The organism is Streptomyces sp. NRRL WC-3605 (genome assembly GCF_001509795.1).
Lineage (GTDB): Bacteria > Actinomycetota > Actinomycetes > Streptomycetales > Streptomycetaceae > Streptomyces > Streptomyces viridochromogenes.
The window spans coordinates 44,871-58,279 of sequence record NZ_LLZN01000068.1 but is presented as its reverse complement, the minus strand read 5'-3'; the positions used below and the strand labels follow the sequence as shown (position 1 = coordinate 58,279).

The following is a 13,409-nucleotide window of genomic DNA, read 5'->3' as shown; positions in this document are numbered from 1 at the left end:
CAAGACGTCCTCGCTCATTCGGCGGGCCTCGATGTGCTCTCCAAGGTCGCTCACAATGTTGGCTAGGTTCTGGGCGGAGTGAAGGGTGTCGGGGTGGTCCTCGCCCAGGACGCGGCGGCGGTGCTCCAAGACGTCCTCGATCATGCGGCGGGCCTCGATGCGCTTGTGCTTTCCAAAGTGGCCCAGACAGATGGCGAGGTTCTGGGCGGAGCGAAGGGTGTCGGGGTGGTCCTCGCCCAGGACACGGCGGCGGCGCTCCAAGACGTCCTCGCACATAGGGCGGGCCTCGATGTGCTTTCCAAGCTTGCCCAGAGAGACGGCGAGGTTCTGGGCGGAGCGAAGGGTGTCGGGGTGGTCCTCACCCAGGACGCGGCGGCGGCGCTCCAGGACATCCGCGTCCATACGGTGGGCCTCCTCGTACTCCCCGAGGCTGCTCAGGGTCGAGGAGAGGTTGTTGGCGGAGCAAAGGGTGTCGATGTGGTCCTCACCCAGGATGTGACGGCGGCGCTCCAGGACCTGTTCGTGCCCGCGGCGGGCTTCGACGTACTGACCGCGATAGGCCAAAGACGTGGCGACATGGAATGCGGCATCGAGGGTGTCAGCATGGTCCTCGCCCAAGGCGTTGGCCCAGGTGCGTTGGAGGGAAGCGGTTAGATCGTGAGCGGCACGTGATTGGCCACTTTCGTTGAGGTAGACGAAGGCTTGACGGAGCGTGCTGCGCAAGTGCGGGTGGTGGGTGGCGGTGTGCTGGCGGGCGGCGAGGTGGGACGCAAGTGCGGCCCACTGGGGCCAGGCGGCCGGGGTGTAGGGGTCGCCAGGTGCAACGGTAGAGAGAATTGCAGTGACGTCTTCCTCGACTGCGATGGTGTCAACGTCGGTGGTGTGGTCGCGGAGGATGGCCTGGGTGAGCCGGTGAATCTGGAAGGTTTCGTGATCGACCCGGGCGAGCCCGTATCGGGCCAGGTGTTGCAAGGCAGCCTGGGGCCACATGAAGTCGTCTGGTTCGACGGCGATTGTGGTCAGGTGGTCGCGGGCGTTCTCCAGCCATGCAGTGGGAACGGGATCGGGGCCAAGGAAGGCGCCCAGGCGCAGCAGGGCGGTAGCGTCGGGGTGGTCGGCAGCTATCCGGGTGGTGGCGATGTCCACGGCGGCCGCCAGGGACGCGGTGTAGCCATGTGGGAGGCCGTTGGCCAGGAGAGAGGCGGTCTTGTCGGTGAGGAGCTGGCGGTAACGATCGACCGTCATGCCGCTGCAGACGACGCCGGCGGCTTGGGCGAGGGCGAGGGGGAGATCGCCGAGGTCGTCCGCGAGGGTGTCGGCCTGCTGGAGGGAGAGGCCGGGCATGCGGGCACTGAGGTAGGTCAACGAGTCAGCGCGGCTGAAGACCCCCAGATTCAGGCTGTGGACGATGTTGTTCCAGTCGGGGTTGCGCGAGGTGATCACGACGTGGCCGGGCCCCACGGGAAGAAGTCCGTCGAAGTCGCGAGGGTCGTCGGCGTTGTCAAGGATGAGGAGCCAGCGCTCCCGGGTACGAAGGTCGTCCAAAAGGATGCGTGTGTTGTGGTCCGCGCCAGCGTCGGGTTTGGCGATGCCCAGGCGGGCGGCCAGTTCGGTGTAGCGGACGGAAATCTGGTCAGCCTGTTCGGCGTCGATCCACCACACGGTGTCGTACTGGCTGGCAAAGCGGTGAGCGTACTCCAGGGCGATTTGAGTCTTGCCGATGCCGCCCAGGCCGTGCAGGGCCTGGATCACTGCTTGTCGGCCGCCCAGCAGCCCCTCGCGGACCTGGGTGAGTAGGTCCGCGCGCCCTGTGAAGTGGGGGTTGCGACCGCGCACGTTCCACACTTGCGGCATGCCCGCGCTACTGGGCAACCGAGGGCGCCAACCGTCAGACGCCGGGGCAGGGCTGTCCGGGGTGGACCGGCCGGGGAAAGCGGGCGCGGTCAGGGGACCAGTGGGGCCGCTGACGGCATCAAGCAACGCCGCTTTCGCGGCCGGCTCATCGAGACCGTGCAGGTCCTTGCGAATGATCCCAGCCAGGATTGCAGGGACATCCGCTCCGGTGAGAGGCTCGATCGTCACCGGGATCAAGCGCTCGCGGCGCGCGACGACCGACTTCCATTCCTCAGCGGTCCACCGCTCGCGGTCGAAATAGTTGTTGGAAAAGAGGGCCACCACCGCGGTCGCACGCGTCAGGGCGTCGTTCATCCGCTCCACGAAGTCGTCGCCAGCACGCCACTCCCACACATCCAGCACCACCCGGTGGCCGGCCTCCCGCAGATGCCAGGCCGCCCACTCCGCCCAGGCACCGTCCTGTCCGGCGTAGCTGATGAACACCGACTCCGAGATATCACCCATACCAGCCCCCTGGCCCCACATAGCCGCCCCGATGCGGCACGGCACCAATGATCCTGCCGATACGGTGAGCGTGGGGGACGAATCCTCAAGGTCGGGAAGCTGGGGGAAGGAGCAGACGATGGTGCGGGCACCGAAGAGCGTAGAGGTCAAACTCAACCTGCGTGTACTGGAGATCGCCGGAACATGGGAACCCAATGATGCCGAACGACGGGCGGCCTGGGAGCTGTACGTCGAGCTCGTGACCCGAGTCTCGGTGGTGCCGCTCCGTGAGGACGAAGGGTTGCTGCGGGAGGCGCTGAGCAGCCTCTACTCGCTGTTCAACACAACCCGCGAGGTGCTGCGCAAGTACGGGCCCGACGTCGCCGAGCCCAAGAAGAGCGACCAGTACAACTTCGGCTATCTGGCCGTGGCCATGCTCAACTACGGCCTTCGGCCCCTGCTGGCTTCCTGGCATCCGACCCTGCAGGACTGGGAGAACTGCCGCCCTGCCGACGTCTCCCGCCGCGACCACGAACACGCCTGGCCCAACGCCGGAGACCTCCGCACCGCGCTGCGCAACACCCGGACCATTCTCACCGCTTACGCAGACCTTCTCGCCACCGCGTGCGGCGTCCCCAACCTCCTCGCAGCCGTCCCGGAACGCTGACGTTCAACCTGTCCCCTCACGCGCCGATTTGTATTCGCCGTAGGCCGCCTTCCCGACCCCCCGTGGGTTCAGATCCCACACCTGTCGTGGCTGCTCAGGGGCGGGCGGAGCGGGGAGCGGGCCCGGCGGAGGGGAGACGCGACCGGAGCCCGATTGCGTACCCCAGTGAAGGCCCTCACTGTCCTGGTCTTTGTCGAGCGCGCGGATGGCCGTTGGCGTTCATTGCTGTACGGGCACCCCGTCTGATGCCGCGTGAAAGCCTACGACCGATCCCGAACGGCCATGCGGACAGTTGGAAAGCGTATCGGGGACAACCGCTTTGCCTCTCCCTTGATCAAACAAGAGGCGCTGCCACCGACTCGCAGGAGGCCGAAGGGCGGCACCCTGAATGTATGTGGGCCATGTGTGGGCCAGCAAGCTGGAGTTCCGGAGCATCTTCGACATCTGTGCAGGTCAGGCTAGATGCCGACAGTGATGGCGCGACGCTCTTGAAAACCGTCGTGGCGGCGACGTCACCGTGGGTTCAAATCCCACACCCACCGCGCTGGAAGCAGTACGAACGGCCCCTGACCTGTGTTGATCGGTCGGGGGCCGTTCGCATGTCGCCGCGGGCGCCGGAACCGGTCAGCAGTCGAAGGGAGCGGCCGTCTGGTTGGCCCAGAACGCGAGCTGGCCGCTAGCGCAGCTCTGACCCTTGTTCGGTCAGCGGTGATGATGGCCCCATGACAGAACAGTCGCGTGTCCCGCCGGTCATCCTCGGTATAGACGATCTCCGGCCACTGCCGTGGACCACGCGGATCGCGCGCAGCAGCGCCGAAGGTGTCAGGCTCCTGCAGGAGCACCGCGACACGGCGATCGATGAACTCTGGCTCGACCACGACCTCGGCGGCGACGACAGCATCCTGCCCGTGGTGACCCTCCTGGAAGAGGCGGCTTTCGACGGGCGGCCCTTCCAGATCGGCACGGTCTACGTGCACAGCGCCAACCCCATCGGCGCCGAGACCGTCGTCCGGTCGCTCACACGCTGGAACTACCAGGTCCGGCGGGCGACCATCTAGGACTCCGTCCGCTTCGACGGCGGAACGTCCTGTGCTGTGGCAGCGCTGTCGCCGGGACGAAGATTCCGAAGAGCGTGATCGGTGCCGGTCCGACCGGCTTCACGCAGGAGCGGCCACGAGACCGCGTCGCCCGGGGCGAAGCTCTCGCCGCAGCACTGCACCTGCCAGCCGTCGACCCAGATCGTCACCGTCGTCACGCCGCCAGTGTCCTACAACTGGCCCGCGCTCAGCTGTAGTAGGCGATCTTGTCGTCCAGGACGTCGATGGCCCGGCGCAGGGCGTCCACGCGTTGTTCCAGGGCCGCGCGGCGGTCGCGGAGGAAGGTGACGCGGTGGTGCGGGGGGTGGTCGGCGCGGAGCATCGCGACGAACTCCCGCAGGTCCGCGATGCCGAGGCCCGCGTCGCGGAAGCAGGTGACCATGCCGATCCAGAACAGGTCGTCCTCGGTGTACTCCCGGTGCCCGCCTGCGGAGCGCCGGATCGGTCCGATGAGTCCTTCGCGCTCGTAGTACCGGAGGGTGTCGAGGGAGACGCCGGTGCGTTCGGCGGCCGTCGCCGGGCTGACGGTGGTCATGGGGGGCTGGCTCCTCGGGTGGGTTACCGGGCTTCCTCGAAGCGCGTCATGTGTGCGTCGGTGAGGCTTACTTGGCGGGCCGTCAGAGCTTCCTCGAGCTGTTCCACCCGGCTCACGCCGACGATCGGATCGATGCCCTGCCGCATCAGCCACGCCAGGACGACCTGGTTCCGCGTGGCCCGCAGATCCGCGGCGACCTCGTCCAGGACGGCCAGCACCCGGGCCGTGCCGGGGTGATCGTAGGCGGTCGGCAGCGGCTTGTCCGGGCGTACGTAGGACCCCCAGATCAGCGCGCTGTACGCCCACACGGCAAGCCCTTCGGAGCGCGCGAGGTCCAGGTCCTCGGCGGTGAGCAGGCGGTGGCCCGCCTCCGGGAGCGGGGTGTAGGGGCGGGGCTGCACGAGGGAGTGGCGCAGTTGCAGGGCCGTGTACGGCTCCACGCGCTGTTCCCGCGCCAGGGACCGGGCGCGTTCGACCCGCCAGGCGGCGTGGTTCGCGGCCCCGACCCGCAGGGCGGCCCCCTTGGCGACGAGCTCGCCGAAGGCGCCCACCGTCTCCTCCAGCGGTACGTCGCGGTCCTCGGCGTGCGCCCACAGCAGGTCGACGTGGTCGACGCCCAGCCGCGCCAGGCTCTCCTCCACCCCGGCGTGGACGGCCCGTGCGGACAGCCCTTCGGCGCTCTGCGGCCAGGAGTGCGGGACGAGCGGATTCTGTCGGACCTTGGTCGCGATACGCACCGCGTCGCGTGTGCCCGGGCGGGCCCGCAGCCACGCCCCGATCACCCGCTCGCTCGCGCCGCCGACACCGCTGGGGTCGTTCCAGAAGGAGTAGCAGTTCGCCGTGTCCAGCCAGACGCCACCGCCGGCGACGAAGCAGTCGAGGATCGCGAAGGCCCTGCCGGTGTCGACGCGGGTGCCGAAGTCCATGGTGCCCAGAATGAGTTGGCGGTCACTGGTCGTCGTCATGCCGTTCATGCTGGTATCTGGAGCGCGCTCCAGGTCAAGAGCGTTCCCGCCCGTCCTACAACTCGAAGTCCTCCGCCAGCCCTCCCAGTCGATCCCCCGCAACGCCTCCTCGCCGTCCTCGCCGGACGGCACCCGGGGCGTCGGCTGGAACCAGACGACCGTGAGGGACGAGCGGTGCAGAACCGGGTCGTGGGCGGGGTCGAGGGCTGTCGAGCGGAACGAGCCGACGCAGGCCACGGGCGGCAGGATCTCGACCGGGCCGAAGGGGCCCGCCTGCTGGTCGGGGCGGTCCAGGTGAGGGGGGACGAGGTGGACCGGCGATGAAGGGCGGGTCTGCCGGGCGGTGTTCAGGAGGCCGTGGATCGCCATGTCGTTGACGAGCTTGCAGGGGTAGCCCTCGAGCATGCCGCCGTATGTCGACGTCATCCGGAGTTCGGTGAGGTCGAGGGCGCGGCCGGACGTGAGGATCACACGGGTCAGGGACATGGCGGCACTGTAGGGCGGGCGTGCGGGGCGGGTCGCCCGGGTTTTCCCGGTGACGGTGTCAGGGGTGGTGGCCCGTGAGGCGGGCCGCCGAGGCCAGCGTGGCGCGGGCCTCCCGTTCGGTCAGGCCGGTGTCGAGAGCCGCCTCGACGAGGGGTTCGACCAGGGCGGGCCCGATGCCGTCCTCGTAGGCCCGGCAGGCCGCCCAGAACAGGCGGGTGTTGCGCTGGCCCTCGTGGGCAGCCAGCACGAACTGGACGAGGCCCTGCCCGTGGCCGCCGGCCGACGAGGGCGTGGGGTGGTGTGTGCGCGGCGGCGGGAGCAGCAGGCGCAGCAGCGCGCGCGGGCAGGGTGCCGGGCCGATGTGGGCGGTGCCCGGGGCGGTGCGGTAGACGCCGTGCTCGGTGCGGGAGCCGGGGCCGACCAGGTAGCCGCCGGCGCCGCGGATGTCGATGCCGGGCGCGAGCCGGCCCGCGGAGTTCGGCACGATCACGTCCGGCGGGCCGGTCAGCCACAGGTGCCGGCCGCCGCTCGGCGTCAGGACGACGACGGTGGGCGGGATCGTGAACAGGTGCCGCAGCGCCAGTTCGCGCAGGGCGGCCGAGGAGTCCGCGTCGGACTTGGTGTCCAGGTCGACGCCGATCAGATGGTGCGGCGGCAGTCCGCAGGCAATGCCGTAGCCGGTGGCCCAGGGGGCGGCGGCGAAGAGCTCGCGGATGCGGGCGGGGTCGGTGGAGGCGTCGTAGACGCCGTGGCCGGGGCGGCCGCACTCGCCGTGGCAGGGCGTGGGCGCGGGGTCGTCGCGGTGCGGGGAGCGCAGGGCCGGGAGCTTCGTCCGGGACAGGGGGATGACGGCCAGTCCGCGTTCGGCGGCTGACAGGGCGTGTGCGAGGGCCAGCGTCGTGGCCTGCCGGTCGGTGGTGGCCATGCCTCTATGTTCGTACGAGTGTTCGAAAAAGGGAAGAGGGGGCGGTGGGTGCCGGCGGGTGACACGCCGGTCGTGGCGAGTGGTCCGAGCGACTGATGGAACCTTTCGTCCCTTGCGGGGCTTGAGGCCGGACTGTCCTGACTGTCCCGAGTGGTGGCTAAGTGTGGCGAAAGGGGTTTATCGACTTGTCATCACGCTTGAGGGCGAATAGGGCCGTCCGGGGTGGTTCGCCGGGGTTCCGGTGGGCAACTCTGATCTCGCGACGTCGTGCAGGACTCCGGGGCGGTCGGCCAACTGCCTGGAGAGAAGCAGTACTTCTCGCACCACCAATGCGTCCGGCGGGGAGCCTGGGCGCACCTGTTCTGGAGGAACAACATGGCAAGCATCCGTACCGCCCGCGTCGTCGCGGCCCTCACCGCACTCCCGCTCGCCGCCGCCCTGTTCGCCGGGGTGGCCAGCGCGGACAACGGCGCATTCGCGGACGACGGATCCAGCGCGGCCGTCTCGACCGCCGTCCAGGGCCTCCTCGGCAGCGGGGTCGGGGGCGACAACTTCGGCACCTCGTCGACCACCCAGCAGCAGGCGACCGGGTCCGGGGCCTCGAACCAGAGCAACACCGCCCAGGTCAACGGCTCCGCGTTCACCTCGGTCAACCAGGGCAACGACAACACGTCCGTCGCCTTCACCCCGCTCTGGTGGTGAGCTGAGAAGGCCGGTGCCCAGGTGCTCAGGCACCGGCCCTCTCTGTCCGTGGGTGTGCTTGTGGGGTTTCACATGGCTGCGCGGCGGTGCTCCGGCATCGCCGCGCAGGCGTGTCCGCACCCCGACGCATGTCGCGCAGTCGCGTGTCCGCACCCTCCGGCGCATCGCCCTGCCCTTGACGGCTCCCGCAATCTGACGGACAGTCAGAAACCGGCGGAAGCCTCGGCGGAGGACCAGGAGGCGCGGTGGGCGGCGACGTGACGGCGCGGCTGGAGGCGTACGACCTGGCGGCGCGGCTGAAGGCGTACGAGGGGCGGCCCGCCGCCACCGCGCGTGCCGGCAAGGACCCCGTGAACGCGCCCATGATCCGGCACTGGTGCGAGGCGATGGGGGACACGCATCCCGCCTACACCGGCCCGGACGCGATCGCCCCGCCCACCATGCTCCAGGTGTGGACCATGGGCGGCCTCTCCGGCCACGGCGGCCGGGCGCACGCGTACGACGAACTGCTCGCCCTGCTCGACGAGTCGGGCTGCACCTCGGTCGTCGCCACCGACTGCGAACAGGAGTACCTGCGCCCGCTGCGGCCCGGCGACGAGATCACCTACGACTCGGTCGTCGAGTCCGTGTCGGAGCGCAAGACGACCCGGCTCGGCACCGGTTACTTCGTGACGACCCGCACCGACGTCCGCGCGGGCGGCGCCCTCGCCGGCACCCACCGCTTCCGCATCCTCAAGTACGCGCCGGCGCGGCCCGGGGGCGGCACGGGACGGGGCACCCGTCCACGGCCCGTCGTCAACCGCGACAACGCCGGGTTCTGGGAGGGCGTACGGCGGCACACCCTGCTCGTCCAGCGCTGCACCGGCTGCGGCACCCTCCGCCACCCCTGGCTGCCGGGCTGCACCGCGTGCGGCTGCCCGGACTGGGACACCGTCGAGGCGTCCGGCGAGGGCAGGGTCCACTCGTACGTCGTGGTGCACCATCCGCCCTTCCCCGTCTTCGACCCGCCCTACGCGGTCGGACTGGTCGAGCTGGCCGAGGGGGTGCGGATGATCGGGAACGTCGTGGGCGTGCCGTACGACAAGGTCCGCATCGGGCTTCCCGTACGGCTCGAATTCCGCACGTACGACGAGGAGTTGACCCTGCCCGTCTGGCGCGCGCGGGAAAGCGTCCCGGGCCCGGCGGAACCCGGGGAACCCGGGGGACCCGCGGAGCCCGCCGACCGCGCGGAACCTCCGGACGTGCCGGTCCACGCCCTGCCGCCGCTGGAGATCCCCGTCACCCGCACGCTGATCGTCGCCGGTGCCCTCGCCTCACGGGACTACCAGGACGTCCACCACGATCCCGAGCTGGCCCGCCGCCGGGGCTCGCCCGACATCTTCATGAACATCCTGACGACCAACGGCCTGGTCGGCCGCTACGTCACCGACCAGTTCGGCCCGGCCTCCGTCCTGCGCAAGGTCGCCATCCGGCTCGGCGCGCCCTGCCACCCCGGCGACACCCTGGTGCTGACGGGCACGGTCGAGTCCGTCGCCGGCGACACGGCGACCGTGCGCGTGACCGGCACGAACCGCGCGGGCCGGCATGTGACCGGCACCGTGACGGTCACCGTCCCCGGGGAGGACCCGAGTGAGGCCCTGAGTGACGACCCGAGGGAGGACCCGAGTGAGGACCCCTCATGAGCGCGAAGGGAAGGGGCCTGCTGTCCGGGCGGGCGGCCGTCGCCGGGATCGGGGCCACCGAGTTCTCCAAGGACTCGGGCCGCAGCGAGCTCCGGCTCGCCGTCGAGGCCGTACGGGCCGCCCTTGACGACGCGGGTCTGATGCCGGGGGACGTGGACGGGCTGGTGACGTTCACGATGGACACCAGCCCGGAGATCACGGTGGCCCAGGCGTGCGGGATGGGCGAGCTGTCCTTCTTCTCCCGCGTCCACTACGGCGGCGGCGCGGCCTGCGCCACCGTCCTCCAGGCGGCCCTCGCGGTGGCGGCGGGCGTCGCGGAGGTGGTCGTCTGCTACCGGGCGTTCAACGAGCGCTCGGGCCGGCGCTTCGGCGCGGGAGTCCAGCACCGCGAACCGTCGGCGGAGGGCGTGGCCCTCGGCTGGGCGCTGCCGTTCGGGCTGCTCACCCCGGCGTCCTGGGTGGCGATGGCCGCCCAGCGCTATCTGCACCGGTACGGGCTGGCCCCGGAGGCGTTCGGGCACGTGGCCGTGGCCGGCCGCCGGTACGCGGCGACCAACCCGGCCGCGTACTTCCGCGGGCGCCCCATCACCCTCGCCGACCACGCGGCCTCCCGGTGGATCGTCGAACCGCTGCGCCTGCTGGACTGCTGCCAGGAGACGGACGGCGGCCAGGCCCTCGTCGTCACGTCCGTGGAGCGCGCCCGGGACCTGCCGCACCCGCCGGCCGTCATCGCGGCGGCCGCCCAAGGGGCCGGCCGGGGCCAGGAGCAGATGACCGGCTTCTACCGGGACGACCTCGGCGGCCTGCCCGAGGCGGGCGTCGTGGCACGCCGGCTGTGGCGGACGTCCGGGCTCGGCCCGGGGGACGTCGACGTGGGCATCCTCTACGACCACTTCACGCCCTTCGTGCTGATGCAGCTGGAGGAGTTCGGCTTCTGCGGCCGCGGGGAGGCCCCGGACTTCGTCGCGGAGGGGCACCTGCCCCTCAACACCCACGGGGGTCAGCTCGGCGAGGCGTACCTGCACGGGATGAACGGCATCGCGGAAGGCGTACGGCAGGTGCGGGGCACGTCCGTGAACCAGGTGCCGGGGGCCTCGCGGGTGCTCGTGACGGCCGGGACGGGGGTGCCGACCTCGGGGCTCGTCCTCACGGCCGACGGATGACCGGCGGTTGCCCGGCGGTTGCCCGGGAGATGCCCGGCGGGGCGTCCATAAGGGACATCCCTCAGTGGGAGGGCGGGCGTTCGTCCACCTTCAGGAGGTGGAGCAGACCCCACCCCTACAACCTGAGGCGGACGCGGCTTCGGCACCTGCGGCCGATCCGCCGGAGCGGGGTCCGCTCATAGCGTGGAGCCATGACCCCACCCGTCTGCACCAGCGCCTCCGACGCCGCGACGCGGTCCCTGCCGAACGCGACGTACCCCTCCTTCTCGTCGTACGTACGGGCCCGCCAACCGGTGCTGCTGCGTACCGCCCGCTCGCTCACCGCGAACCCGAGCGACGCCGAGGACCTGCTGCAGACGGCGCTGACCAAGACGTACGTGGCCTGGGAGCGCATCGAGGACCACCGGGCGCTCGACGGCTATGTGCGCCGGGCCCTGCTGAACACGCGCACCTCGCAGTGGCGCAAGCGCAAGGTCGACGAGTTCGCCTGCGACGAGCTGCCCGAGCCGGAGCCCCTGCCCGGCCACCACGACGACCCGGCGGAGCGGCAGGCGCTGCGCGACGCCATGTGGCGCGCGATCATGCGGCTCCCGGCGCGGCAGCGGGCGATGGTCGTCCTGCGGTACTACGAGGACCTCAGCGAGGTCCAGACGGCCGAGGTGCTCGGGGTCTCGGTCGGCACGGTGAAGTCGGCGGTGTCGCGGGCGCTCGGCAAGCTGCGCGAGGACCCGGAGCTGGTGCCGGTCCGCTGACCGGGTGCGGTCCGGTGACCGGGTGCCGGTCCGGTGACCGTCACGAGGGGCCGGACGCCCGTGACTGTCACGAGGGGCCAGACGCCCGTGACCGTCACGAGGGGCCAGACGCCCGTGACCGTCACGAGGGGCCGGACGCCCGTGACCGTCACGAGGGGCCGGACGCCCGTGACCGTCACGAGGGGCCGGACGCCCGTGACCGTCACGAGGGGCCGACGCCGGTGAGATCCTCCCTCTCACCCGTAGCCGCAGAGTCCCGTGAACGCAACGTGACATGATCGATCACCCGGGCCTAGTGACATACCGCGCGGTATGCGCGCAGAATCTCCGCAACCCTTACCACCGCGTAGGCAATGTCGCCCCCGGGAGGACGCCGTGCTGAGCACCATGCAGGACGTACCGCTGCTGATCTCGAGGATCCTGGCCCACGGGTCGACGATCCACGGCACATCGCAGGTCATCACCTGGACAGGCGAGGCCGAACCGCACCGCCGCTCCTTCGCCGAGGTCGGAGCCCGCGCCGCCCAGCTGGCGCACGCCCTGCGTGACGAGCTGGGCGTGACCGACGACGAGCGGGTCGCGACCCTCATGTGGAACAACGCCGAGCACGTCGAGGCGTACTACGCGACCCCCTCCATGGGCGCGGTCCTGCACACCCTGAACCTGCGCCTGCCGACCGAGCAGCTGGCCTGGATCGTCAACCACGCGGCCGACCGGGTGGTCATCGCCAACGGTTCGCTCCTCCCCCTGCTCGCCCCGCTGCTGCCGCACCTGAAGACGGTCGAGCACGTCGTGGTGTCGGGCCCCGGCGACCGCTCCGCCCTCGCGGACGCCTCCGTCCAGGTGCACGAGTACGAGGAGCTGATCGCCGGCAGGCCGACGGCGTACGACTGGCCCGCGCTGGACGAGACCCAGGCCGCCGCCATGTGCTACACCTCCGGCACGACGGGCGACCCCAAGGGCGTCGTCTACTCGCACCGCTCGATCTACCTGCACTCCATGCAGGTCAACATGACCCAGTCCATGGGGCTGACCGACCAGGACACCTCGCTGGTCGTGGTCCCCCAGTTCCACGTCAACGCGTGGGGCCTGCCGCACGCCACCTTCATGACCGGCGTCAACATGCTGATGCCGGACCGCTTCCTGCAGCCCGCGCCCCTCGCCGAGATGATCGAGCGGGTGAGGCCGACGCACGCGGCGGCCGTGCCCACCATCTGGCAGGGCCTGCTCGCCGAGCTGACGGCCAAGCCCCGCGACGTCTCCTCCCTGACCCAGGTCACCATCGGCGGCTCCGCCTGCCCGCCCTCGCTCATGGAGGCGTTCGACGAGCTGGGCATGCGGGTCTGCCACGCGTGGGGCATGACGGAGACCTCGCCGCTCGGCACGGTCGCCCGTCCCCCGGCCCACGCCGTCGGCACCGACGAGGAGTTCGCCTACCGGCTCACCCAGGGCCGCTTCCCGGCGGGCGTCGAGGCCCGGCTCACCGGCCCCGGCGGCGAGCGCCTGCCCTGGGACGGCGAGTCGGCGGGCGAGCTGGAGGTGCGCGGACCCTGGATCGCGGGCGCCTACTACAACGGCCCGGACACCGAGCCGCTGCGCCCCGCCGACAAGTTCAGCGAGGACGGCTGGCTGAAGACCGGTGACGTGGGCACCATCTCCCCCGACGGCTTCCTCACCCTCACCGACCGCGCCAAGGACGTCATCAAGTCCGGCGGCGAGTGGATCTCCTCGGTCGACCTGGAGAACGCGCTGATGTCCCACCCGGACGTCGCCGAGGCGGCCGTGGTCGCCGTCCCCGACGACAAGTGGGGCGAGCGCCCGCTCGCCACGGTCGTCCTCAAGGAGGGCGCCACCGCCGACTTCACGACCCTGCGCGCCTTCCTCGCGGAGGAGGGCCGGATCGCCAAGTGGCAGCTTCCGGAGCGGTGGACGGTGATCGAGGCGGTGCCGAAGACGAGCGTGGGCAAGTTCGACAAGAAGGTGCTGCGCAGGCAGTACGCCGAAGGTGGGTTGGACGTCACCCGGCTCTGACGGGGGCCTTTTGAGCGGGGGACTGTTGTCGGTCGGCTGCGGGTTCGCCGTGGCCGGTCGCGCAGTT

The 13,409-nt window shown here is 70.8% G+C and carries 12 protein-coding genes and 1 pseudogene; 8 read left to right on the top strand and 5 right to left on the bottom strand.

All coding sequences use genetic code 11. The annotated features are described in order from the left end of the window. The coding region (gene fxsT, locus ADL34_RS23350; RefSeq protein WP_079034051.1) for an FxSxx-COOH system tetratricopeptide repeat protein at positions 1 to 2,358 on the bottom strand (2,358 nt) is incomplete at its 3' end. Between the two features lie 118 nt (positions 2,359 to 2,476). Between fxsT and ADL34_RS23345 the strand changes: the two genes are divergently transcribed. Both ADL34_RS23345 and ADL34_RS23340 read left to right on the top strand, forming a co-directional pair. After that, the gene (locus ADL34_RS23345) at positions 2,477 to 3,004 is read left to right on the top strand and encodes a hypothetical protein (RefSeq protein ID WP_062665787.1); all 528 of its coding nucleotides are present in this window, start codon (positions 2,477 to 2,479) and stop codon (positions 3,002 to 3,004) included. A 722-nt stretch (positions 3,005 to 3,726) separates the two neighbouring features. Continuing rightward, the gene (locus ADL34_RS23340; RefSeq protein WP_062665785.1) at positions 3,727 to 4,062 is read left to right on the top strand and encodes a cyclic-phosphate processing receiver domain-containing protein; all 336 of its coding nucleotides are present in this window, start codon (positions 3,727 to 3,729) and stop codon (positions 4,060 to 4,062) included. Here the strand turns inward: ADL34_RS23340 and ADL34_RS37135 are convergent. From ADL34_RS37135 to ADL34_RS23325, 4 genes are all read right to left on the bottom strand, one after another. Continuing rightward, a complete protein-coding gene (locus ADL34_RS37135) occupies positions 4,059 to 4,250 on the bottom strand; it encodes a DUF6578 domain-containing protein (RefSeq protein ID WP_324610555.1) in 192 nt (63 codons plus the stop codon). The two genes, ADL34_RS23340 and ADL34_RS37135, sit on opposite strands and share 4 nt — an antisense overlap. Positions 4,251 to 4,288: 38 nt before the next feature. Continuing rightward, positions 4,289 to 4,636, bottom strand: coding sequence for a MerR family transcriptional regulator (locus ADL34_RS23335; protein ID WP_062665783.1), 348 nt, complete (start codon positions 4,634 to 4,636; stop codon positions 4,289 to 4,291). Positions 4,637 to 4,659: 23 nt separating this feature from the next. Beyond that, positions 4,660 to 5,610: an aldo/keto reductase gene (locus ADL34_RS23330; protein WP_199835618.1), complete on the bottom strand. Its 951-nt coding sequence runs from the start codon at positions 5,608 to 5,610 to the stop codon at positions 4,660 to 4,662. Between the two features lie 535 nt (positions 5,611 to 6,145). Beyond that, positions 6,146 to 7,012 carry a bifunctional DNA primase/polymerase gene (locus ADL34_RS23325; RefSeq protein WP_062665781.1) on the bottom strand — a complete coding sequence of 289 codons (867 nt, stop codon included), beginning with the start codon at positions 7,010 to 7,012 and terminating at the stop codon, positions 6,146 to 6,148. A gap of 375 nt (positions 7,013 to 7,387) precedes the next feature. Between ADL34_RS23325 and ADL34_RS23320 the strand changes: the two genes are divergently transcribed. The 6 genes and pseudogenes from ADL34_RS23320 (at position 7,388) to ADL34_RS23295 (ending at position 13,342) form a co-directional block, all read left to right on the top strand. Beyond that, the gene (locus tag ADL34_RS23320) at positions 7,388 to 7,714 is read left to right on the top strand and encodes a hypothetical protein (RefSeq protein WP_062665779.1); all 327 of its coding nucleotides are present in this window, start codon (positions 7,388 to 7,390) and stop codon (positions 7,712 to 7,714) included. A 257-nt stretch (positions 7,715 to 7,971) separates the two neighbouring features. Continuing rightward, positions 7,972 to 8,880 (top strand): annotated as a pseudogene (locus ADL34_RS36790) (bifunctional MaoC family dehydratase N-terminal/OB-fold nucleic acid binding domain-containing protein); the annotation flags it as partial. 75 nt (positions 8,881 to 8,955) lie between these two features. Continuing rightward, positions 8,956 to 9,396, top strand: a complete 441-nt coding sequence (locus ADL34_RS36785; RefSeq protein ID WP_234375086.1) for a MaoC/PaaZ C-terminal domain-containing protein — start codon at positions 8,956 to 8,958, stop codon at positions 9,394 to 9,396. Beyond that, positions 9,393 to 10,559 carry a lipid-transfer protein gene (locus ADL34_RS23310; RefSeq protein ID WP_062665777.1) on the top strand — a complete coding sequence of 389 codons (1,167 nt, stop codon included), beginning with the start codon at positions 9,393 to 9,395 and terminating at the stop codon, positions 10,557 to 10,559. Before ADL34_RS36785 ends, ADL34_RS23310 begins: the two co-directional genes overlap by 4 nt. A 191-nt stretch (positions 10,560 to 10,750) precedes the next feature. Beyond that, on the top strand, positions 10,751 to 11,311 hold the full coding sequence (locus tag ADL34_RS23305) for a SigE family RNA polymerase sigma factor (RefSeq protein ID WP_062665775.1): 561 nt from the start codon (positions 10,751 to 10,753) through the stop codon (positions 11,309 to 11,311). A gap of 387 nt (positions 11,312 to 11,698) precedes the next feature. Beyond that, positions 11,699 to 13,342, top strand: coding sequence for a long-chain fatty acid--CoA ligase (locus ADL34_RS23295; RefSeq protein ID WP_062665797.1), 1,644 nt, complete (start codon positions 11,699 to 11,701; stop codon positions 13,340 to 13,342). Positions 13,343 to 13,409 lie beyond the last annotated feature (67 nt).

Coding starts and splice junctions, on each gene's coding strand:
- ADL34_RS23345 (WP_062665787.1), top strand. CDS start 2,477: ATGGTGCGGGCACCGAAGAGCGTAGAGGTCAAACTCAACCTGCGTGTA.
- ADL34_RS23340 (WP_062665785.1), top strand. CDS start 3,727: ATGACAGAACAGTCGCGTGTCCCGCCGGTCATCCTCGGTATAGACGAT.
- ADL34_RS23335 (WP_062665783.1), bottom strand. CDS start 4,636: ATGACCACCGTCAGCCCGGCGACGGCCGCCGAACGCACCGGCGTCTCC.
- ADL34_RS23330 (WP_199835618.1), bottom strand. CDS start 5,610: ATGAACGGCATGACGACGACCAGTGACCGCCAACTCATTCTGGGCACC.
- ADL34_RS23325 (WP_062665781.1), bottom strand. CDS start 7,012: ATGGCCACCACCGACCGGCAGGCCACGACGCTGGCCCTCGCACACGCC.
- ADL34_RS23320 (WP_062665779.1), top strand. CDS start 7,388: ATGGCAAGCATCCGTACCGCCCGCGTCGTCGCGGCCCTCACCGCACTC.
- ADL34_RS23310 (WP_062665777.1), top strand. CDS start 9,393: ATGAGCGCGAAGGGAAGGGGCCTGCTGTCCGGGCGGGCGGCCGTCGCC.
- ADL34_RS23305 (WP_062665775.1), top strand. CDS start 10,751: ATGACCCCACCCGTCTGCACCAGCGCCTCCGACGCCGCGACGCGGTCC.
- ADL34_RS23295 (WP_062665797.1), top strand. CDS start 11,699: ATGCAGGACGTACCGCTGCTGATCTCGAGGATCCTGGCCCACGGGTCG.